Here is a 20,652-nt window from a genome sequence, read left to right as displayed (position 1 = left end):
TTTCCATAAAGTGACAAATATTTTTAAAAAAACAAAAAATGGATTTGTCAGACAAAAAAACTATTGTATATTTGCCCACGCTTTTAGCAGACGGAATTTCACAAAAGCAAGACATAATTTAAAGAAGATATTTTAAAAATATAAGTAATGCCAAAAAGAACGTACCAACCATCGAAGAGAAAGAGAAGAAACAAACACGGTTTCAGAGAAAGAATGGCTTCTGCTAATGGTAGAAAAGTATTAGCAAGAAGAAGAGCTAAAGGAAGAAAAAGTTTAACTGTTTCTTCAGCTCCAAGACCAAAAAAATAATGATATAATGTCATTCATATAGAGGTGTTACTTTTTATTAGTAACGCCTTTTTTTGTACCCAAGTAATTTATTATTTTTACACACAACTATACAACAAAATAAGTAATGCCTAAAAGACAAGACCTTAAGTCAATTTTAATTATCGGATCTGGGCCTATCGTTATTGGTCAAGCATGTGAGTTTGATTATTCAGGAACACAAGCATTAAGATCGCTTAGAGAAGATGGAATTGAAACAATTTTAATCAATTCTAATCCAGCAACAATTATGACAGACCCGTCAATGGCGGATCACGTGTATTTATTACCATTAAATACAAAGTCTATTGTTCAAATATTAAAAGAACATCCTCATATTGATGCTGTTTTACCTACAATGGGTGGACAAACAGCATTAAATTTATGTATTGAAGCTGATGAGAAAGGTATTTGGGATGATTTTAATGTAGATATTATTGGGGTTAATATTGATGCCATTAATATTACTGAAGATCGTGATAAATTTAGACTTTTAATGGATGACATAGGTATTCCTATGGCACCTCAAGCTGCAGCAACTTCTTTCTTAAAAGGTAAAGAAATTGCTCAAGAATTTGGATTTCCTTTAATTATTAGAGCTTCATTTACTTTAGGAGGTGAAGGAGCATCTTTTGTATATAAAGAAGAAGATTTTGACGAATTATTAAGACGTGGATTAGAGGTTTCGCCAGTTCATGAAGTAATGATTGATAAAGCGTTAATTGGTTGGAAAGAATACGAGTTAGAGTTATTGAGAGATTCAAATGATAATGTAGTTATTATTTGTTCTATTGAAAACATGGACCCAATTGGAATTCATACTGGTGATTCTATTACTGTTGCACCTGCAATGACTTTAAGTGATAAGACATATCAAAAAATGCGTGATATGGCTATACATATGATGCGTTCTATAGGTGATTTTGCAGGAGGTTGTAATGTACAGTTTGCTGTGAGCCCAGATGAAAAAGAAGAGATTATAGCAATTGAAATTAATCCTCGTGTATCTCGTTCTTCAGCTTTAGCAAGTAAGGCAACTGGTTATCCTATTGCAAAAGTTGCTGCTAAGTTAGCTATGGGGTATCATTTAGATGAGTTACAAAACCAAATAACAAAATCAACTTCAGCTTTATTTGAGCCTACATTAGATTATGTAATCGTGAAGATACCACGTTGGAACTTTGATAAATTTGAAGGATCTGATCGTACCTTAGGTTTACAAATGAAATCGGTAGGAGAGGTTATGGGAATTGGACGTTCGTTCCAAGAAGCTTTACATAAAGCCACTCAATCGTTAGAAATTAAACGTAATGGATTAGGAGCTGATGCAAAAGAGAATAAAAATTACGATGAAATTATTGAGAAGTTAACAAATGCTTCTTGGGATCGTGTATTTATTATTTACGATGCAATTGCAATGGGAATTCCATTAAGTAGAATTCATGAAATCACAAAAATAGATATGTGGTTCTTAAAGCAATATGAAGAATTACACTTGCTTAAAAATGAGATTTCTACTTATACTATAGAGAATTTAGATAGAGAGTTATTATTAGAAGCTAAACAAAAAGGATATGGAGATCGTCAGATAGCTCATATGTTAGGTTGTTTAGAAAGTCAAGTATATAATAAGCGTGAAGAATTAGGTATCAACCGTGTATACAAATTAGTAGATACTTGTGCTGCTGAATTCGAAGCAAAAACACCATATTACTATTCAACATTTGAAAGTGATATGGAGGTTAACGGTGAACGCTTTACAGGAAATGAAAGTGTAGTATCTGATAAGAAAAAAGTTATAGTTTTAGGTTCTGGACCAAATAGAATTGGACAAGGGATTGAGTTTGATTATTGTTGTGTTCATGGTGTTTTAGCTGCAGCTGAATGCGATTATGAAACTATTATGATTAACTGTAACCCGGAAACAGTTTCTACTGATTTTGATACAGCTGATAAGTTATATTTTGAACCTGTTTTTTGGGAGCATATTTACGATATTATTAAGCATGAAAAACCTGAAGGTGTTATTGTTCAATTAGGTGGACAAACTGCATTAAAGTTAGCTGAAAAATTATCTAGATATGGAATTAAGATTTTAGGTACTAGTTATGAAGCTTTAGATTTAGCTGAAGATAGAGGGTTGTTTTCTAACTTATTAAAAGAAAATGATATTCCTTATCCACAATTTGATATTGCAACTACTGCAGATGAAGCAGCTGCAATAGCAGAAGTATTAGATTTTCCAATTTTAGTAAGACCTTCATATGTACTTGGAGGGCAGGGAATGAAAATTGTAATTAATAAAGAAGAGTTAGAAAAACATGTAGTTTCTTTATTAAGCCAAATGCCAGGAAACCAATTATTATTAGATCATTATTTAGAAGGAGCAATAGAAGCTGAAGCTGATGCAATATGTGATGGTGAAAATGTTTATATAATAGGTATTATGGAACATATTGAACCATGTGGAATTCATTCAGGTGATTCAAATTCAACCTTACCACCGTTTAATTTAGGAGAGTTAATTCTTGAACAAATTAGAGAGTATACTAAAAAAATAGCTTTAGCATTAAATACAGTTGGATTAATAAATATTCAATTTGCTATTAAAGATGATAAAGTTTATATAATTGAAGCTAATCCACGTGCATCACGTACTGTGCCTTTTATAGCCAAAGCTTATAAAGAACCATATGTAAATTATGCTACAAAAATAATGTTAGGTAAAAATAAAGTAACTGACTTTAATTTTAATCCTCAATTAGAAGGTTTTGCTATCAAACAACCAGTTTTTTCTTTCAATAAGTTTCCTAATGTGAACAAAAAGTTAGGACCAGAAATGAAGAGTACAGGAGAAAGCATTTTATTTATAGATAATTTACGAGATGATCAATTTTACGATTTATATTCACGTAGAAAAATGTATTTAAGTAAATAATAAAAAAAGCCGAAGTTTAAACTTCGGCTTTTTTTTAGAAAATAAATATTAAATATTTTCTTCAGTTTCTAATCGAACGATTTTTTGAACTTTATTTCTTAATAAATAATTTTTAATAATTGTTTTAGCTAGTTCTTTGTTTTCAATAGGTGTTAGCATTGATTTTAAAATACTTATTTGGTTTTCTTGAAAAGCCAAATTGGTAAATGCATAACCAAGTACAGTATTATTTTCTATTAAAATTACAGCATGTTCTTCAGGAATTCTTCCTTTATCAATTATTAAAAAAGTATTGTTATTAAAATTCGTATTGTTTTTTTTACGTTTACGAATAATATTGTATTTCGGACGTACACTGTCTAAATCTAAATGATATTTTAAGCGAGTAAGCAAAGAGTTTCCAGTTTCTTCATAAGTTACTTCATGTACTCTCTTAAACACTTTTTCAGCTTTAGAGGTTTTCTTTAAAAACTGTTTATTAACTTCTAGCTTTATGTTATTACCTCTACCTATAAAGATAATAGTTCCTTCTTGGTTGTGAATATAAAAAACACCTTGAGCTTCAGGAAGTTTGTTTAATATGTTTAAAATACGTTGTTTTTCATGCCTGTTATCAAAGTATTTTACAGATTGTTGTATGATCTCTTTATCAATATCTTTATCTAATAAAAGTTTAAAAAGTTTAACGGTAGCAAGCGCATCACCATTAGCTCTATGCCTATCAGTAACAGGTATTCCTAGATGTCTACAAAGTTTTCCTAAGCTATAAGAAGGAGAATCAATAATTAATTTTTTACTAAGTGCAACTGTACATAAAGTATTTTTATTGTAGTCATAGCCTAAACGACCAAATTCTGTTCGTAAAATTCTGTAATCAAAATTAGCATTATGAGCAATTAAAATACAATCTTGAGTTATTTCTATGATACGTTTGGCTACTTCATAAAATTTAGGAGCGTTTTTAAGCATTTTATTGTTAATACCTGTAAGTTTGGCAACAAATTCTTGAATTTCTCTTTCAGGATTAACTAAACTAATAAATTGATCTACAATTTGATGGCCATCATATTTATAAATGGCTATTTCAGTAATACCTTCTTCGTTAAATTTTCCTCCTGTGGTTTCAATATCTACAACTGCGTACAATTCTTTCTCTTTAAGCGGTTAATGTAAATCTAAGCAATATAATTTCTATGACCAAATATAGAGCTACCAATCCTAACCATATTACTACCATTTTTTATAGCTAGTTCATAATCACCACTCATTCCCATTGAAAGTGTAGTTAGCTCTGGTTTATTTATTCTTTCTTGTAAAAAGAATGTATGTAGTGATGAAAATTCCTCAGATAACTGTTGTTCATTATCAGTAAATGTTGCCATTCCCATAAGTCCAGTAATTTTTATGTTCTGTAAACTTTTAAATTCTTCTGAGGCTATTATTTCTTTTGCTTGATCAAATGATAAACCAAATTTAGAATCTTCCTTGGCAATTTTTATTTGAAGTAAACAATTAATTATTCTATGGTGTTTTTTTGCTTGTTTGTTTATTTCTTGTAAAGTTTTTAAGCTATCAACACCATGAATTAAGTTTACAAAATGAGCCATGTATTTTACTTTGTTTCTTTGTAAATGCCCAATCATGTGCCATTCAATATCTTTAGGAAGTGCCTCAAATTTGGAAGCCATTTCTTGAATTTTATTTTCTCCAAATATTCTTTGACCAGCATCATATGCTTCTTGAATATCTGAAATAGGCTTAGTTTTAGAAACAGCCACTAGCGTAACATGTTTAGGTAATAAGTTTTTTATTTTTTGTAAACTTTCTTTTATCATTATAACGATATAATTTAAAACTCATAAATGGTTAATGCACTTCTTAGTTTAGGTTCAATGTATGTAGTTTTAGGAGGCATTAATAAGCCGATATCAACAATCCCTTTTAATTCGTCAATATTGGTAGGTAACATTCCGAAAGATACTTTAAAAGAACCTTCATCTACTTTAGTTTTCAATTCTAACCCTCCAGATTTGTTTTGTGAGTAAATTATTTTAGAATCATTTCTAATATCATCAATACCTAGAATAGGCTTTAACACTGTTTGATATAAAATTTGAGCATCTAATTTACTTAATTCATTAGTGAATTCATAAGCAGATTTACGTAAACTTAAAGAATAGAAATCACCATTTAAGTACATGCTAAAATTATGCTTTTCTTTTGGTTTGTATAATTCTAAGCCCTTATTCTCTATTTTGAAAATAGTATCTAATTCAATTAGAAAACCATCAACAGTTAATCCGTTTAAGTCCTTTATAAATCGATTAAATTCATAAATATTTAGTTGACTTTCTGGTAATAAATAACTCATAAAAAAGTTATAATTTTCATTACCTGTATGATCTGGATTTTCTTTAGCTAAATGTTCAGCAAGCATACATGAAGAAGTAGAGCGATGGTGTCCGTCTGCAATATATAAAGTATCTACTTTTTCAAATGCGGATGTAATTTTTTCAATATCAACTTTATTACTTATAATCCAAAGTAAGTGAGTTTCTTTATCAGTTGTGGTGAATTCATATTCAGCTCTGTTTTCTTGATACTTATTTATTATAGAAGTAATTTCATCATTATCAGGATAAGTTAATAAAACAGGTTCAGCATTGAATCCAGTGTTTCTAAGGTAATCTTCAAACAGTAATTCTCTTTTTCGTAAGGTACCTTCATGTTTTTTTATTACATCATTATGATAATCATTAACGGAAGTAGCTGAAATAATTCCACAAAAAGAATCAGTGGGGGTTATCTTTTTATAAATATAAAAAGCTGGAATTTCATCTTGAGTAAAATAACCATCCTCTTTAAATTCAAGGTAACGATTATGAACCAGTTTAAAGCGTTGATCACCAGATATTTCTTGTTGGTGATATTTGTAGCCAGGATTTACAACATGTAAAAATGAAAAAGGGTTAAATGCTAATTTAGCATCTAATTGTTCTGCAGGATAAGCTTCATAAGATTTTGAAGATACCAATGCTATTTTATCACGTGTAGCCCTAACAGCTTTAAAAGGTTTTACAATTGCCATATATTATTCAGAAAGTAGTTCAATAATTTGTTTTGCTAATTCAGTACCTATTCTATTTTGAGCTTCAAGAGTAGATGAGCCAATATGAGGAGATAATGACAAGTCAGTATTCATTAATAGTTGAATTTCAGGTGTTGGTTCATTTTCAAAAACATCTAAAGCAGCATATTTCACTTTGCCACTTTCAATGTAATTAACCAAAGCAACTTCATCTAAAACACCTCCTTGTGAAGTATTAACTATACCTACACCATCTTTCATGTCTTTAAATTGATTATTACCTATAATATATCCTTCATTAGAAGTAGTATGAAAAGTAATGAAATCGGCACTTTTTAATAATTCCTTTAAGGGCTCAGTTTCTACTTCAATATCTATAGACTGACCGTTGTAAAAAGGTACAGTTATAGTGTTTTCATCTGAATAATTTCCTGAGAATATAACTTTCATACCTGTTGCAAGCGCTATTTTAGCGACATCTTTGCCTGAAGGGTCATTACCAATAATACCTAATGTTTTACCTTTAAGTTCAGTTCCAGCAGCAAACTCCCTTTTTAACGCATTAAATCTTGTTTCTCCTTCTAGTGGCATTTCTCTGTTGGCTTGATGTAAAAAACGAACCATACCAAATAAGTGAGCAAAAACAAGTTCGGCTATAGCTTGTGAAGTAGCTTCAGGAGTATTAATAACATGCACTCCATTTTCTTTTGCAAAATCAACATCAATAGAGTCCATATCTAAACCACCACAACCAATTAATTTAATACTAGGGCAAGCTTCAATTAATTCTTCTTGTATTTGTGTAATTCCTTTAACTAGTATTGCATCTATATTGTTATCATTTATATAGTTTATAAGTTGCTCTTGTGCTACTTTAACAGTCAAAACTTCAAAACCTTTTTCTTCTAAAGCGTCAATTCCGCTTTGAGAAATACCATCGTTTGCTAATATTTTCATTTTTTAATTCAGTTTGACATCATTCATCTGAAAAAGAGAAGCTTTTTTTAAATGAATGATGACGTTATTTTTATGCTTTTCTTTCTAATTCTTGCATTACATCAACTAAAGCTTGAACGCTATATAGTGGTAATGCATTGTACATGCTTGCTCTATATCCTCCAACACTTCTATGACCGTGCAATCCATTAATGTTAGCTTCTTGCCACATGAAATCAAACTTTTCTTTTAAGTCTTTATTAGTTAATGTAAAAGTAGCGTTCATATGACTTCTATCATCTTCTTCAACAAGTCCTTTAAATAAAGGGTTTCTATCTATTTCATTGTATAAAAGTGCTGATTTTTGTTTATTAACACTTTCTATAAAGTCTATTCCTCCTAAATCTTTTAACCACTCTAATGTTAGCATAGATACATATATAGGAAAAACAGCAGGTGTATTAAACATACTATCTTTTTCTATATGAGTTTGGTAGTTGAGCATAGATGGAATTACTCGTTCAACTTTTCCTAATATGTCTTCTTTAATAATAACCAATGTTGTTCCTGCAGGCCCCATATTTTTTTGAGCTCCTGCGTAAATTAAGTCAAATTGAGAAAAATCCAATTGACGAGAAAAAATATCAGAACTCATATCGCATATCATTGGAACTGTAGTTTCAGGAAAACTTTTCATTTGAGTTCCGTAAATAGTGTTGTTACTTGTACAGTGAAAATAATCAGCGTCGCTAGGGATTTTATAATTTTTTGGAATATAATTAAAGTTTTTATCTATAGAAGAAGCTACTTCGTTTAATTCTCCAAATAATTTAGCTTCTTTTATAGCTTTACTACTCCATGTTCCTGTATTTAAATAAGCTGCTTTTTTATTTAATAAATTATACGCTGTCATTAAAAATTGAGAGCTAGCTCCTCCGTGTAAAAAAAGAGCTTTATATCCTTTGTTTTGTAAGCCTAATAATTCTAAAGCTAAACTTCTAGCATTTTCAATAACATCAACAAAAGGTTTACTTCTGTGTGAAATTTCAATTAATGATAAATTGTCATTGTTAAAATTAATAACAGCTTCAGAAGCTTTTTGAAGTACTTCTTCAGGTAAAATACATGGACCTGCGCTAAAGTTATGTTTTTTCATTTTTTTACTTGTGTGTTGTTAAGCAAAGATGCAAATTATACGAATTTAAACCTTATAAATTAGTTAAAAAGTCTAGAGTGTTAATTCCATCAGCATAGTCCCATAACTTAGGCTTTTGAGTATGTCCAAAAGGTATTTCATTTTCAATAAAGTTATTAGAAGTAATACATTGTATTTGTTCTTTATCTTGAAATAATTTTATTTTCAAATCATCTGAATTATCATAATATTCATAAAAAACAGAAGCAATTGGTGAAGCATAGCTTTTATCTTCTTTAATCATTAAAAAACCGTTTTCAAGTATATCAAATTCGCTCATTAAATATACTGCTTTATTATAATCATAGTTATTAGCATATTTTGCATTATTGATAATTTCATGACGCTTATACATTCCTTTAAAAAAACTGTCAAAATTATAATTTTTAGGAACAAAAAGCTTAGAAACTGAACGGCAACCTAAACCAAAATATTTAAAAATATCATCACTTAAACTTTCTAAATCACCTTCAGTTTCGTTTCCAGTAATAACAGCAACAGAATTTCTACTTTTTCTAATAATATTAGGCTTGTTTTTAAAATAATACTCAAAATATCTAGCAGTATTATTACTTCCAGTAGCAATTACAGCATCAAAAGTAGTTAGTTTTTCATTTGTAAAAACTATTTTTCCTTTTAGCTCAGGAGAAACATACTCTAGATATTTAGCTAAAAAAGGAAGTAAATGTTTGTCGTTTGACGATTGTTTTACTGTTATAGAGTGGCCAGCAATAAGTACAGATAAAAAATCATGAAACCCAACTAAAGGAATATTTCCTGCCATTATTACTGCTACATTTTTAGAGATCCCTTTGCCTAGTTGTTCATTTTTAGTCCATTGAGTTAAGTTATCAAAAGTCAATGCTTCTGCCCAACTTTGAGTTGCAAAAAATAAATTATCACTAGTAAACCATGTATTGTTTTCACCTGCTATTTTTAACTGATGCTTGAAGCCTTCAAAAAATAAATCATTATGAAGTACATTTTCTTTTTGTGCCATTTTTTCTGAAGAAAACTGACTTAAAAAGCTCCCTAATTCACTAAAAGCTTTTATTCTACCTTTTATGTTATCCATTTATTTTGGTTCTAAATTAAATTGGAACTATTTTTGCGATTGCAAAGTTACAAAACTGAAAGTGATTTATTATGGCAATTATAATAACAGATGAATGTATAAATTGTGGTGCTTGTGAACCTGAGTGCCCAAATACAGCTATATATGAAGGTGCTGATGATTGGCGTTATGCTGATGGTACCGATTTAGAGGGTGATATTGTATTACCAAACGGAAATAACGCAAATGCTGAAGAAGAGCAAGAGCCAATTTCAGATGAAATTTATTATATTGTTGCAGATAAGTGTACAGAATGTAAAGGATTTCATGAAGAGCCTCAATGTGCGGCTGTTTGTCCTGTTGATTGTTGTGTGCCTGATGATGATAATGTTGAAACTGAAGAAGAGTTGTTAGGAAAACAACGTTTTATGCATAACGAATAATTTTTTTTGAAAATAAATTTAAATCCTGAGTTTTTGCTCAGGATTTTTTTGTTTTAAAAAATCGTAATTTCAAAAAATATTTTCGACAAAAACTTATAAACCGTTTTATAAAATGAAAAAAATAATTTTAGTAATACTAGTTTTAGTAGTATTCATATCGTGTAATAAGTCTGTTAAAAAACAAAAAATCAAAAAAAGTTATCCAGAGAATTTGGATAAGGTTATAGAAAAGCATGGAGGAATTGATGTTTGGAAAAGCTATAAAACATTATCTTTTACTGTAAAAAATGAAGAACATACCACTGAATTAAATTCAAGAAAAGCAGTTGTGAGTACAGATAAATATTCATTAGGATTTGATGGAGAAAATGTTTGGTTGAAAGAACAAGATTCTGCTGCTTTTAAAGGGAATCCTGAATTTTATTATAATTTGTATTTTTATTTCTATGCAATGCCTTTTGTATTGGCAGATGATGGAATAACATATTCAGAAACTAAACCTCTAGAATTTGAGGGAGTATCTTATCCAGGTATAAAAATATCATATAAAGCAAATGTAGGAACTTCTCCTGATGATAATTATTTTATATATTACCATCCTGAAACATATCAAATGGAATGGTTAGGGTACACTGTTACTTATTTTTCTAAAAAACCATCTAGTAAATTTAATATTATTAGATATAATGATTGGGAAAATGTTAACGGTTTAGTATTACCAAAATCAATAACTTGGTACAAGAAAAATGAAGATGGTAATCCACTAGAACCTACTAGAGAACCTACTCAATTTTCTTCAGCATTGTTAAGTAAAGCACCATTAGCTGATAGTTTTTTTGAAAAACCAAAACAATAAAATAATATTATGAGTCCCCAAAAATATACATGGAAACGTGAATACACACTTGTTTTAGTAGCCAATTTAGTGTACTTAGTACTGTTTTATATAATTACTAATATTTTTAATAACTAGAGTATGCAAAGTATTGATTGGATAGTTCTTTCGTTAACGTTAGCGTTTATTGTAATTTATGGAGCATGGAAAACTAAAGGTAGTAAAAATGTTGAAGAGTATATAAAAGGGGGCAATGATAGTAAATGGTGGACTATTGGGTTGTCAGTAATGGCAACACAAGCAAGCGCGATAACTTTTTTATCCACACCAGGACAAGCTTTTCATAGTGGAATGGGGTTTGTTCAATTTTATTTTGGGTTACCTATAGCAATGGTAATTATCTGTTTAGTTTTTATTCCTATTTACCATAAATTAAAAGTATATACTGCTTATGAGTTTTTAGAAGGGCGATTTGATAAAAAAACAAGAACATTAACAGCAATATTATTTCTTATTCAAAGAGGTTTAGCTGCTGGAATTACCATTTTTGCACCTGCTATTATATTATCGGCTGTTTTAGGTTGGGATTTGATTACTTTAAACGTAATAATAGGATTATTAGTTATTATTTATACAGTTTCTGGTGGAACTAAAGCAGTAAGTGTAACTCAAAAGCAACAGATGGGCGTCATTTTTGCAGGGATGTTTATTGCTTTTTATATTATTTTAGATTACTTACCAGACGGAATAACGTTTACAAAAGCTCTTGAAATAGCCGGTGCAAGTGATAAAATGAAAGTGCTAGATTTTTCTTGGGATTTAAATAATAGATATACAGTTTGGACAGGTATTTTAGGAGGAACATTTTTAATGCTTTCGTATTTTGGAACTGATCAAAGTCAGGTTCAAAGATATTTATCTGGGAAATCAGTAAGAGAAAGTCAGTTAGGATTAATTTTTAACGGATTATTAAAAGTACCTATGCAGTTTTTTATTTTGTTGGTTGGGGTAATGGTATTTGTATTTTACCAGTTTAATAGTTCTCCTTTGAATTTTAACCCTAAAGCACAAGAAGCAGTTGTTAAATCTAAATATTCTTTGGAATATAAGCAGTTAGAAACTCAACATCAAAGAATTGAAAACGAAAAGAAAACATTAATTTTTGAAGGATTAACTGTTGAAAATAAAAAACAAATTCAAAAACTAAATGAACAGGACAAAGAGCTTAAAGAAAAAGCAAAAGAAATTATAGAAAAAGCTGATTCTAAGGTTGAAACCAATGATAAAGATTATGTATTTATTCAATTCATATTAAATAATTTACCAAAAGGATTAATTGGTTTATTGTTAGCTGTAATATTATCAGCTGCTATGTCGTCTACAGCCTCTGAATTAAATGCCTTAGCTTCAACAACAGCGATGGATTTATATAAAAGAAATGTTACTAAAGAATATTCTGATGCTCATTATGTAAAAATGTCTAAATGGTTTACTTTAGGTTGGGGTATTTTAGCTATTATAGTAGCCTGTGTAGCTAATTTATTTGATAACCTTATACAATTGGTAAATATTATCGGATCTATATTTTATGGGAATGTTTTAGGAGTATTTTTATTAGCCTTTTTTATAAAAGCTGTAAAAGGAAATGCAGTGTTTATAGCAGCAATTATAACTCAAATATTGATTGTTACTGTATGGTATCTAGATTGGTTACCATATTTGTGGTTAAATGCTTTAGGTTGCGGATTAGTAATGTTAATAGCTGTTTTAATTCAAATATTAGATAAGAATATATTTATAAATGATAACGACTAGAAAAGCAACATTGGAAGATTTACCAGTGTTATTAGAGTTTGAACAAGAGATAATTAAGGCTGAGCGTCCTTTTGATGTAACTTTAAAGGAAGAAAAAATATCTTATTATGACATTAAAGCAATGATTTTAGCTGATGATATTGAAGTGATAGTAGTTGTTGATAATGATATACCTGTAAGTTCAGGTTATGCAAGTATAGTAACGCCAAAAAAATATTTTAAGTTTGATAAGTTTGCTTATTTAGGTTTTATGTATACAAGTCCATCACACAGAGGAAGAGGGATAAATAAAATTGTTGTACAGGCTTTATTTGATTGGGTTAAGTCAAAAAAAATTCATGAAGTACGGCTTGATGTTTATACTGAAAATATAGGGGCTATTAAAGCTTATGAAAAAGCAGGTTTTAAAAAGAATTTGTTAAACATGCGAGTTGATTTAAGAAATATATTGTAATTAAGTATCAAGAAAATTAATTAAAGTTAACAAATAAAAAAGCCTGGAAATAATTAAATTTCCAGGCTTTTTTATTGTTTTAAAATGAAATTATTTCATTTTAGCTAAAAAGTCTTTGTTCATTTTAATATAGTCAGCATTCCCTCTTTTTTCAGCACCAGCTAAAGAAGCTTTAGCAGCTTTAATAGCTCCTTTTTTATCTCCTGCTTTTGCTAAGATTAATGATTGTTGACGTAAATACCAAAAACGAGGTTGATCTTTAGTCATATTGATTGCTTTGTTAATCCATGTTCTAGCTTTGTTTATATCTTTACCTTCTTGTAAGTAATATACAGCAGAAGAAAAATAGTCACCAGCACTAGGACCTTGCATAACTTTAGCAATACTAGCTTCAACACCTTTGTCAGTAGGAGTATTAAATTTAACACCTACATAAACGTTTTCCCATAAGATACCTAAAACTGCAGAATTGTTAGTAAGATCATCAATAGTAATTGTAAATGATTCTATTTTCATTGGCATTGGCACTACTTTAGCAGTAGTTGTAAGCGCAGCTTTTTTATCGTCCCACTTTTGAGGAGTTCCCCAGTTATTAGAGTCAGCATAAAAAATCACTTCCCAAGAAGTTTTACCTGGTTTAGTGTATAATGCATAGGTACCTTTTTTTAATTCTTTTCCGTCAATAGTAACATTATCACTAAATGTAACTTTTGTATTAGCATTAGCACCAGTTCTCCATAATTTATCATAAGGAACTAAGTCTCCAAAAATAGTTCTACCTCTCATTCCTGGTCTAGAATACTCTACAGAAACATCAGATAAACCTACTTTTTGTTCAAGTTTTGAAGAAGGACTCGGAGCTGGGGTTTTTACTTGAGCATTTATGTTTGTTGATAAAGCTACAACAAACAAACTTAATAATATTTTTTTCATGATATGAATGGGTTTGTTTTTAATTAGTTTGCTAAAATTACAACGAAAATAAATGGAAAATGTTAACAAAAGCTTAAAATAACGAAGCGTATATTTGCAGTCATGAAAAAATATATTTCTGAATTAATAGGTACGTTTTCACTTGTTTTTTGTGGAACAGGAGCAATGACTGTAAACGAAATAACTGGAGGAGCTGATTTAACTCATGTTGGTGTTGCAATAACTTGGGGGTTAATAGTAATGGCTATGATTTATGCTTTTGGAGAAATTTCAGGAGCACATTTTAATCCTGCGGTAACTATTGCTTTTGCATATGCTAAAAAGTTTTCATGGAAAGAAGTTCCTAAGTATATTATAGCTCAATTATTGGGGGCTTTATTGGCAAGTATACTATTATGGATTATATTTCCAGATAGTGAATATTATGGAGCAACAATACCTGTTTTAGAGCCTTGGAGAGCTTTTGTATTAGAGCTATTGTTAACGTTCTTTTTAATGCTTACGATTATTAATGTTTCTACAGGAAGTAAAGAAGTAGGAGTAATGGCCGGTATAGCAATTGGAGGAGTAGTTTTATTAGAAGCTATGTTTGCAGGTCCAATGACTAAAGCATCTATGAACCCAGTTCGTTCTATAGCTCCTGCTATAGTATCTGGACATTTTGAGCATTTATGGTTATATATTTTAGCACCAATTTTAGGTGCATTACTAGCAGTAGTTTCATGCAAATTGGTAAAAGACGATAGTTGTTGTGATGGAGCGTGTTAGTATTTTGGGATGCGGATGGTTAGGAAAACCATTAGCAATTGATTTAATAAATAATGGATACGGAGTAAAAGGGTCAACTACTTCTAAACAAAAAATGGATGTTTTTAGAGCTTTAAAAATCATTCCTTTTTTAGTAGATATTTCTTTAGATAATGATATTAGTGATTTTTTAAATTCTGAAATTCTAGTTATAGCTATTACCTCTAAAAATATAGAAGACTTTAGTAATTTGATTTCAAGGATAGAGAAATCACCTGTGAAAAAGGTGTTGTTTATTAGTTCTACTTCTGTGTATCCTAGTTTAAATAAAGAAATGACTGAAGAAGATAAAACTGTTAATTCTCCTTTAGTTGAAATAGAGGGACTATTTTTAAAAAACAGAAGTTTTAAAACTACTATTATTCGATTTGCAGGTCTTTTTGGTTATGATAGGCAACCAGGAAATTGGTTTAAAAACAAAGCAATACCATATCCTAAAGGTTTTGTGAATATGGTACATCTAGACGATTGTATATCAGTTATAAAGGAAGTGATAATTCAAGATGCCTTTGGTGAGGTATTTAATGTTTGTTCAAATCATCATCCAACTCGTGAAGAATTTTATAAAAATGCAAGAAAGATATTGGGAAAGGAGCTACCAGTTTTTGATAACTCTATGCCTTTACAGTACAAAATTATAAATTCGGAAAAAATACAAAAAGTATTAGAATATACTTTTACTCATGATAACTTATTGAGTATTTAACTATATTTTTTCTTTCTCCAATAATTAAAAGAAAAACCAAATAATGTTAATAGTATAAGTGGAATTCCAATGTTTAAAAATTGCCAAAAACGTTTTTCTGTATAGGCTCTTTGTTTATCTAAAAGATTAATTTGGATAGTTTTATTTCTAAGTTGAATGAGTCCTGTGTCATCTAATAAGTAATCAACGGCATTTAATAAAAACTCTTTGTTTCCGTAATATGCACCTGTCCATTTGTCTTTTGATAAATCATAAGGTTTTCCTTTTAAAAGTTGATTTTTAGCAATATCACCATCTGCTATAACAATCATTTTATTTTCTTTGGTATCAGAAGAAAAGCTTGGAGTGTTAAATGGTTTGACACGATTTTTATAAGCAGAAGTAAATTTCCCTTCTAATAAAACAGCCAATAATTGTGGACCACCATTATATTCATTCTGTTTTGGTTGTTTACTAATACTTTGTAGTTCAACAAAATTAGGTGTACCAATTTTTTTTGTTAGTACTGATGATATAAATAAAGGTGTTTTTTTAATATTTCCTTTTAAAGTGTCAATTTGAGTGGTAAATTGAAAACGAACTGGTGCAATGTTTTTTGTGATTGGATGATTAGGGTTTCCATTAACTAATGGGTGATAAAACCAATTGAGATGTTGAAATTGTGCTTGATTACCTATGTTTCCTGTAGCTAGCGGGATTTTAGCGCTATATAAATCTTGAATAAGTTTATTGTTAATTCTAACTTGGTAGCTAAAAAGTAAGTCGGTTAAATTTAAATCACGAGGAAAAGCTAACATTTTACCTTCATTGTATAAACTATCAGTGTCAGCATAGTTTGTGTCTACCATCCATAAACTTCTACCTCCATTATTAATGTATTGATCTAAAACTAATTTTTCTTTTTCAGTAAAACGTTGAGTAGGTTTAGCTATAAAAGCTAAGTCGTATTTAGTTAAATCAGTTAATGTTTTTTGAGGATTATTTTCGGTACTGTCTAATGTGAATTTAGCAAGTCTGTATTTGTTTTTCAGTTTAGATAGAATACTATACAAATACATATCACTCAATTCTCCATTTCCAGAAATAACTGCTATTTTTTGTTTAGCTTTTTTAGAAATTAAACTAAAAGCACTAGCAAACGAATATTCTAGTTTTTCAATAGCATTTTGTAATTGAGCTTCTTGAGTTTTTAAAGCTGAATCTGGTAATAAAGAAACTAATTCTGTTTTGTTACCATAACTTATTTCAGCCCAAGGAAAAATAATAGCTTCAGATAAGTTTCCATTTTCATCAACAGTTAGTCTGCTAGGAAGCATTCCTTTTTTAATAAGTTCCTCTCTGATATTATCAGGATTTATAAAACGAAATCGTATGTTTGAGTTTTCAGCTTGTAGCTCTTCTAAAAACTGACGAGTTTCTATTTGTAAACGTTTAAATTCTAAAGGAAAATTACCTTCTAAATATACATTTATTAATAAAGGATTTTCAAATTTATTGATTAGTGTTGTACTTACTTTTGATAAAGAATAACGTTTGTTGTGAGTGATGTCAAAACGTTTATATACACTTTTACTTATATAGTTTATAACTAATATACCTATAAAAACGAATAGTATGTGTTGAATTTTTTTACTCATTTTTTAATTGTTGTTTAGTAATGAATAAAAAGAAAAAAGTAACACAAATAAAGTAAATAATATCACGAGTGTCTATTACACCGCGACTAATACTTTTATAGTGTTCATTAATTCCGAATTGTTGTAGCGTGTATCCAGATTTTCCTAAAGAACTACTTATAGATTCAAACCCAAAAAATAAAATAAAAGTGATAAATACACTTATGATAAAAGCTACTATTTGATTTTTTGAAAGTGTTGAGGTAAATAAACCAATTGAAGTGTATGTAGCTGCTAAAAAGAATATTCCAATATAGGAACCTAGTGTGCTACCCATATCGATATTACCAATAGGTTTGCCTAGGTTGTGAATTGTGTATACATACGTTATTGTAGGTATTAAAGCAATACTAACTAATAATAAAGAAGCAAAGAATTTTCCAAGTACAATTTGCCAGTCTGTCAAAGGTCTTGTTTTTAATATTTCAATAGTTCCGTTGCTAAATTCATCTGCAAAACTTTTCATGGTGATAGCAGGAATTAAAAATAATAGTAACCAGGGAGCCAAGTAAAAAAAGCTGTTAAGATCAGCAAAGCCAGCATTTAAGATATTTAAATTGTCATTAAACACCCATAAAAACAATCCGTTTACGAGTAAAAATACACCAATAACTAAATAAGCTATGGGTGAGGAAAAAAATGAGTTGAATTCTTTTTTTAGTATGGCTAACATATATGATTATAATCTGTTTTTATTAATCCTAAAATAATATTATTTTCAAAATCTACATCTTTTTTTTCAGATCGAATGTTAAAATTATGTTTCTTTAATAAGCTTATAGAGTTCTTGTTTTTTTTGTGCGTATAAGCTTCAATTTCATTTAAAAGGAGTTTGTTGAAACCATAGTTTAAAACTTCTTTTAAAGCTTCACTCATAAAGCCTTTTCCTTGAAAATCAGTTTGTAATTCATAGCCAACTTCGGCATAGGTAAAGTCTTCATTAAAATGACGCAACCCAATAGAGCCTATTAAAATATTATTGTACTCAATAGCCCAATACACACCTTTGTTGGCGTTAATTAATTGGTCAATCATTTTTATAAAGTCTTCTATATCCGAAATCCTTTTAGGAACAGGTCTGTCAATAAATTTATTTACTTCTTTGTTAGAACGTATCTCAAAAGTAGCTTTTTGATCACTATCAACAAGCTTCCTTAAAACTAAACGTTCGGTTTTTAAAATAGGAAAAGGATTAAATAATTCTTTCATTAAAGCAAAGATGCTAATTTATCAACACTCCATGCAACTGGTTTATCATTAAAAAGAATTTTAGTTTTTGCCCAAACTCCTTTAAACAGTTCAGAGTTTCTGTAATTTTCTAAATCTTCTTCTGTTTCCCAGTAACTATAGGTAAAAAATATATTAGGGTTCGTTTTGTCTCTATACAACTCTAATAAACGACAACCTGATGATTTTCGTATGTATTCTTTCTTTTCATTAAAATTAGCAAGAAATTCTTCAATTTTTTCGGAATGAAAACTCATTTTTACAATACGTACAAACATAATTATTGGTTTATTGTTACAAATTCAGGCTTAACAACATCTTCAAATTCAATAGTAATAGTATCTCGATACTTTAAGCCAAGAAGGGTAGAGGCTCCTCCAACAGTTTTTAAGTTGCTTCTGTAAATAGCAATTTCAAGAAAGTCAGCTGAATTAAAAAGAGCTAGCTTATCTCCATCGTATTGTCTTTTTTCTTCAGGTAATGTATAGTCAACAATTTCATTATAACCATTCAATACTTTTTTAAATTGATACCTACTAGCGTTTATAATAAAGTTACGTCCCTTACCAATTGAGCTAAATAACTTCTTATTAATATTTGTAATTGCATTACCATAATTATCAATATAAATAACACCACCTTTAATAATAGTTTGTTGTTGATTTACTTTTGGTTGAATTTCAGTAATCTTTTTATAGTTTGAAATTTCTTTACCTATAACATTTAAATTACCACCACGAGCAATATGTGAAGCTACTTTAACAAATATATCTAAAACAGGAAAGCTGCTATTTGTATGATTATGGATGTTTATTTCAACAATTCGAGTAGGGTTTACCTCTGATGCAATCATGGAAATTAATCCATTATCAGGACAAATAAAAAACTGATTATCTAATTCAATAGCTATATGTTTATTATCAATACTTAGCTCTGAATCTACACCAATAATATGTATGGTGTTGTCAGGGAAACTCTTGTAAGCATTTTTTAAAATATATGCAGTTTCAGTAATGTTAAAAGGAGATATGTCGTGAGTTATATCTACTATAATAGCATTTGGTAGCTCTGAGTAAATAGCTCCTTTTACAGCCCCTACAAAGTGGTCTTTAGTTCCAAAATCAGTAGTTAATGTAATAAGAGACATTAATATTAGTTACTTGTTAATTAAATTGTGAAAAATTATATTGAAAATTATAGCAAAACTAAGCAATTCAATAAAAATAATCATTATTTTTAGTGTGAATAATATTAAAACTTATATCATTTGAACGAACGTATTATTGAATTAACAGAAATTAATCCAAACGACTTTTTTGGAGCTCAAAACAGCACCATAAGTCAATTAAAAACATACTTCCCAAAAATAAAAATTGTTGCTAGAGGAAATAAATTAAAAATTTATGGAGAACCCGAAATTTTAGATGAATTTGAAAAGCGTGTTGGTATGCTAATCAAATACTATATGAAGTATAACAAACTTGATGAAAATGTTATAGAACGTTTAATAACCTCTACAGGAAAAGAAGATAAGCCACAGTCAGGAAAAGTATCTGATGTATTGGTACATGGAGTTAGTGGTAAACAAATTAAAGCTCAAACAGAAAATCAACGTAAAATGGTTTCGTTAATGACGAAAAATGACATGTTGTTTGCTGTTGGTCCAGCAGGAACAGGAAAAACGTATACAGCAGTAGCATTAGCTGTTAGAGCATTAAAGGAGAAAGAAGTTCGTAGAATAATTTTAACAAGACCAGCGGTAGAATCTGGTGAGAATTTAGGATTTCTTCCAGGTGATTTAAAAGAGAAACTAGACCCTTATATGCAACCGTTATATGATGCATTAAGGGATATGATTCCGCATGAACGATTAGAGTCTCATTTAGAAAAAGGAATAATTCAAATTGCACCTTTGGCCTTTATGCGTGGAAGAACATTAGATAATGCTTTTGTTATATTAGATGAAGCACAAAATACTACACATGCCCAAATGAAAATGTTTTTAACAAGAATGGGAGTGCATGCTAAGTTTATTATTACTGGAGATCCTGGACAAATAGATTTACCCCGTAAGCAGATATCAGGTTTAAAGCAAGCATTATTGGCTTTAAAAGATATTAATGGAATAGCGCAAGTATACCTAGATGATAAAGATGTTGTACGTCATCGTTTAATAAAAAAAATTATTAAGGCTTATAAAAGTATAGAAACAGAATAA

Annotated in this window: 21 protein-coding genes; 9 read left to right on the top strand and 12 right to left on the bottom strand. The window is 29.5% G+C overall.

The window, feature by feature from the left end:
• The first annotated feature begins 147 nt into the window (after window positions 1–147).
• A complete protein-coding gene (gene rpmH, locus BLV71_RS16605; protein WP_093871631.1) occupies window positions 148–309 on the top strand; it encodes a 50S ribosomal protein L34 in 162 nt (53 codons plus the stop codon).
• 106 nt (window positions 310–415) lie between these two features.
• Window positions 416–3,265: a carbamoyl-phosphate synthase large subunit gene (gene carB / locus BLV71_RS16600; protein WP_093871630.1), complete on the top strand. Its 2,850-nt coding sequence runs from the start codon at window positions 416–418 to the stop codon at window positions 3,263–3,265.
• A gap of 48 nt (window positions 3,266–3,313) precedes the next feature.
• On the opposite strand, the gene BLV71_RS16595 is transcribed toward carB, so the two are convergent.
• From BLV71_RS16595 to BLV71_RS16570, 6 genes are all read right to left on the bottom strand, one after another.
• Entirely contained in the window at window positions 3,314–4,411 is a 1,098-nt protein-coding gene (locus BLV71_RS16595) for a 3'-5' exonuclease (protein WP_093871629.1), read from the bottom strand.
• A gap of 29 nt (window positions 4,412–4,440) precedes the next feature.
• Window positions 4,441–5,100 (bottom strand): YggS family pyridoxal phosphate-dependent enzyme, encoded by a 660-nt coding sequence (locus BLV71_RS16590; RefSeq protein ID WP_369813927.1) that lies wholly within the window; start codon window positions 5,098–5,100, stop codon window positions 4,441–4,443.
• A 14-nt stretch (window positions 5,101–5,114) separates the two neighbouring features.
• Entirely contained in the window at window positions 5,115–6,353 is a 1,239-nt protein-coding gene (locus tag BLV71_RS16585; protein ID WP_093871627.1) for a DUF1015 domain-containing protein, read from the bottom strand.
• Between the two features lie 3 nt (window positions 6,354–6,356).
• Window positions 6,357–7,310 (bottom strand): NAD(P)-dependent oxidoreductase, encoded by a 954-nt coding sequence (locus BLV71_RS16580; protein ID WP_093871626.1) that lies wholly within the window; start codon window positions 7,308–7,310, stop codon window positions 6,357–6,359.
• 70 nt (window positions 7,311–7,380) lie between these two features.
• The gene (gene serC / locus BLV71_RS16575) at window positions 7,381–8,445 is read right to left on the bottom strand and encodes a 3-phosphoserine/phosphohydroxythreonine transaminase (protein ID WP_093871625.1); all 1,065 of its coding nucleotides are present in this window, start codon (window positions 8,443–8,445) and stop codon (window positions 7,381–7,383) included.
• A 52-nt stretch (window positions 8,446–8,497) separates the two neighbouring features.
• Window positions 8,498–9,559 (bottom strand): acyl-CoA reductase, encoded by a 1,062-nt coding sequence (locus BLV71_RS16570; RefSeq protein ID WP_093871624.1) that lies wholly within the window; start codon window positions 9,557–9,559, stop codon window positions 8,498–8,500.
• A gap of 71 nt (window positions 9,560–9,630) precedes the next feature.
• Here BLV71_RS16570 and BLV71_RS16565 point away from each other — a divergent pair, with 71 nt between their 5' ends.
• The 4 genes from BLV71_RS16565 (at window position 9,631) to BLV71_RS16550 (ending at window position 13,085) form a co-directional block, all read left to right on the top strand.
• Window positions 9,631–9,981 carry a 4Fe-4S dicluster domain-containing protein gene (locus BLV71_RS16565; RefSeq protein WP_093871623.1) on the top strand — a complete coding sequence of 117 codons (351 nt, stop codon included), beginning with the start codon at window positions 9,631–9,633 and terminating at the stop codon, window positions 9,979–9,981.
• A gap of 112 nt (window positions 9,982–10,093) precedes the next feature.
• A complete protein-coding gene (locus BLV71_RS16560; protein WP_093871622.1) occupies window positions 10,094–10,837 on the top strand; it encodes a DUF6503 family protein in 744 nt (247 codons plus the stop codon).
• A 120-nt stretch (window positions 10,838–10,957) separates the two neighbouring features.
• Window positions 10,958–12,631, top strand: a complete 1,674-nt coding sequence (locus BLV71_RS16555; protein ID WP_093871621.1) for a sodium:solute symporter family protein — start codon at window positions 10,958–10,960, stop codon at window positions 12,629–12,631.
• Window positions 12,618–13,085: a GNAT family N-acetyltransferase gene (locus BLV71_RS16550; protein ID WP_093871620.1), complete on the top strand. Its 468-nt coding sequence runs from the start codon at window positions 12,618–12,620 to the stop codon at window positions 13,083–13,085. Before BLV71_RS16555 ends, BLV71_RS16550 begins: the two co-directional genes overlap by 14 nt.
• 90 nt (window positions 13,086–13,175) lie before the next feature.
• Here the strand turns inward: BLV71_RS16550 and BLV71_RS16545 are convergent, their stop codons facing one another.
• Window positions 13,176–14,018, bottom strand: coding sequence for a DUF2911 domain-containing protein (locus tag BLV71_RS16545; RefSeq protein ID WP_093871619.1), 843 nt, complete (start codon window positions 14,016–14,018; stop codon window positions 13,176–13,178).
• Window positions 14,019–14,120: 102 nt separating this feature from the next.
• Here BLV71_RS16545 and BLV71_RS16540 point away from each other — a divergent pair, with 102 nt between their 5' ends.
• Complete coding sequence (locus BLV71_RS16540) at window positions 14,121–14,786, top strand: aquaporin (RefSeq protein ID WP_093871618.1); 666 nt, start codon at window positions 14,121–14,123, stop codon at window positions 14,784–14,786.
• Window positions 14,773–15,531 carry an NAD(P)-binding domain-containing protein gene (locus BLV71_RS16535; RefSeq protein WP_093871617.1) on the top strand — a complete coding sequence of 253 codons (759 nt, stop codon included), beginning with the start codon at window positions 14,773–14,775 and terminating at the stop codon, window positions 15,529–15,531. The genes BLV71_RS16540 and BLV71_RS16535 overlap by 14 nt, the downstream gene beginning before the upstream one ends.
• Here the strand turns inward: BLV71_RS16535 and gldG are convergent.
• Genes gldG through BLV71_RS16510 form a run of 5 tightly spaced genes read right to left on the bottom strand, consistent with a single transcriptional unit; the run spans window position 15,528 to window position 19,581 of the window.
• Window positions 15,528–17,168 carry a gliding motility-associated ABC transporter substrate-binding protein GldG gene (gene gldG / locus BLV71_RS16530; protein ID WP_093871616.1) on the bottom strand — a complete coding sequence of 547 codons (1,641 nt, stop codon included), beginning with the start codon at window positions 17,166–17,168 and terminating at the stop codon, window positions 15,528–15,530. The genes BLV71_RS16535 and gldG overlap by 4 nt on opposite strands.
• Window positions 17,161–17,880, bottom strand: a complete 720-nt coding sequence (gene gldF, locus BLV71_RS16525; protein WP_093871615.1) for a gliding motility-associated ABC transporter permease subunit GldF — start codon at window positions 17,878–17,880, stop codon at window positions 17,161–17,163. The genes gldG and gldF overlap by 8 nt, the downstream gene beginning before the upstream one ends.
• On the bottom strand, window positions 17,874–18,416 hold the full coding sequence (locus BLV71_RS16520) for a GNAT family N-acetyltransferase (protein ID WP_093871614.1): 543 nt from the start codon (window positions 18,414–18,416) through the stop codon (window positions 17,874–17,876). Before BLV71_RS16520 ends, gldF begins: the two co-directional genes overlap by 7 nt.
• On the bottom strand, window positions 18,416–18,712 hold the full coding sequence (locus BLV71_RS16515; protein ID WP_093871613.1) for a putative quinol monooxygenase: 297 nt from the start codon (window positions 18,710–18,712) through the stop codon (window positions 18,416–18,418). Before BLV71_RS16515 ends, BLV71_RS16520 begins: the two co-directional genes overlap by 1 nt.
• Window positions 18,713–18,714: 2 nt before the next feature.
• Entirely contained in the window at window positions 18,715–19,581 is an 867-nt protein-coding gene (locus tag BLV71_RS16510; RefSeq protein ID WP_093871612.1) for an SAM hydrolase/SAM-dependent halogenase family protein, read from the bottom strand.
• Between the two features lie 120 nt (window positions 19,582–19,701).
• Between BLV71_RS16510 and BLV71_RS16505 the strand changes: the two genes are divergently transcribed.
• Complete coding sequence (locus tag BLV71_RS16505; RefSeq protein ID WP_093871611.1) at window positions 19,702–20,652, top strand: PhoH family protein; 951 nt, start codon at window positions 19,702–19,704, stop codon at window positions 20,650–20,652.

The sequence above is a fragment of the Tenacibaculum sp. MAR_2010_89 genome, from assembly GCF_900105985.1.
In the GTDB taxonomy this organism is placed as follows: domain Bacteria; phylum Bacteroidota; class Bacteroidia; order Flavobacteriales; family Flavobacteriaceae; genus Polaribacter; species Polaribacter halocynthiae.
The sequence above is the reverse complement of the archived record's forward strand: the minus strand, read 5'-3'. Positions and strand labels throughout refer to the sequence as shown.

Bases quoted from the DNA above. Each gene is read 5' to 3' on its own strand.
- BLV71_RS16545 (WP_093871619.1), bottom strand. From the start codon at position 14,018: ATGAAAAAAATATTATTAAGTTTGTTTGTTGTAGCTTTATCAACAAAC.
- gldG (WP_093871616.1), bottom strand. From the start codon at position 17,168: ATGAGTAAAAAAATTCAACACATACTATTCGTTTTTATAGGTATATTA.
- BLV71_RS16510 (WP_093871612.1), bottom strand. From the start codon at position 19,581: ATGTCTCTTATTACATTAACTACTGATTTTGGAACTAAAGACCACTTT.
- BLV71_RS16570 (WP_093871624.1), bottom strand. From the start codon at position 9,559: ATGGATAACATAAAAGGTAGAATAAAAGCTTTTAGTGAATTAGGGAGC.
- BLV71_RS16540 (WP_093871618.1), top strand. From the start codon at position 14,121: ATGAAAAAATATATTTCTGAATTAATAGGTACGTTTTCACTTGTTTTT.
- serC (WP_093871625.1), bottom strand. From the start codon at position 8,445: ATGAAAAAACATAACTTTAGCGCAGGTCCATGTATTTTACCTGAAGAA.
- gldF (WP_093871615.1), bottom strand. From the start codon at position 17,880: ATGTTAGCCATACTAAAAAAAGAATTCAACTCATTTTTTTCCTCACCC.
- BLV71_RS16560 (WP_093871622.1), top strand. From the start codon at position 10,094: ATGAAAAAAATAATTTTAGTAATACTAGTTTTAGTAGTATTCATATCG.
- BLV71_RS16555 (WP_093871621.1), top strand. From the start codon at position 10,958: ATGCAAAGTATTGATTGGATAGTTCTTTCGTTAACGTTAGCGTTTATT.
- BLV71_RS16520 (WP_093871614.1), bottom strand. From the start codon at position 18,416: ATGAAAGAATTATTTAATCCTTTTCCTATTTTAAAAACCGAACGTTTA.
- BLV71_RS16590 (WP_369813927.1), bottom strand. From the start codon at position 5,100: ATGATAAAAGAAAGTTTACAAAAAATAAAAAACTTATTACCTAAACAT.
- BLV71_RS16585 (WP_093871627.1), bottom strand. From the start codon at position 6,353: ATGGCAATTGTAAAACCTTTTAAAGCTGTTAGGGCTACACGTGATAAA.
- rpmH (WP_093871631.1), top strand. From the start codon at position 148: ATGCCAAAAAGAACGTACCAACCATCGAAGAGAAAGAGAAGAAACAAA.
- BLV71_RS16535 (WP_093871617.1), top strand. From the start codon at position 14,773: ATGGAGCGTGTTAGTATTTTGGGATGCGGATGGTTAGGAAAACCATTA.
- BLV71_RS16550 (WP_093871620.1), top strand. From the start codon at position 12,618: ATGATAACGACTAGAAAAGCAACATTGGAAGATTTACCAGTGTTATTA.
- BLV71_RS16580 (WP_093871626.1), bottom strand. From the start codon at position 7,310: ATGAAAATATTAGCAAACGATGGTATTTCTCAAAGCGGAATTGACGCT.
- BLV71_RS16515 (WP_093871613.1), bottom strand. From the start codon at position 18,712: ATGTTTGTACGTATTGTAAAAATGAGTTTTCATTCCGAAAAAATTGAA.
- BLV71_RS16565 (WP_093871623.1), top strand. From the start codon at position 9,631: ATGGCAATTATAATAACAGATGAATGTATAAATTGTGGTGCTTGTGAA.
- carB (WP_093871630.1), top strand. From the start codon at position 416: ATGCCTAAAAGACAAGACCTTAAGTCAATTTTAATTATCGGATCTGGG.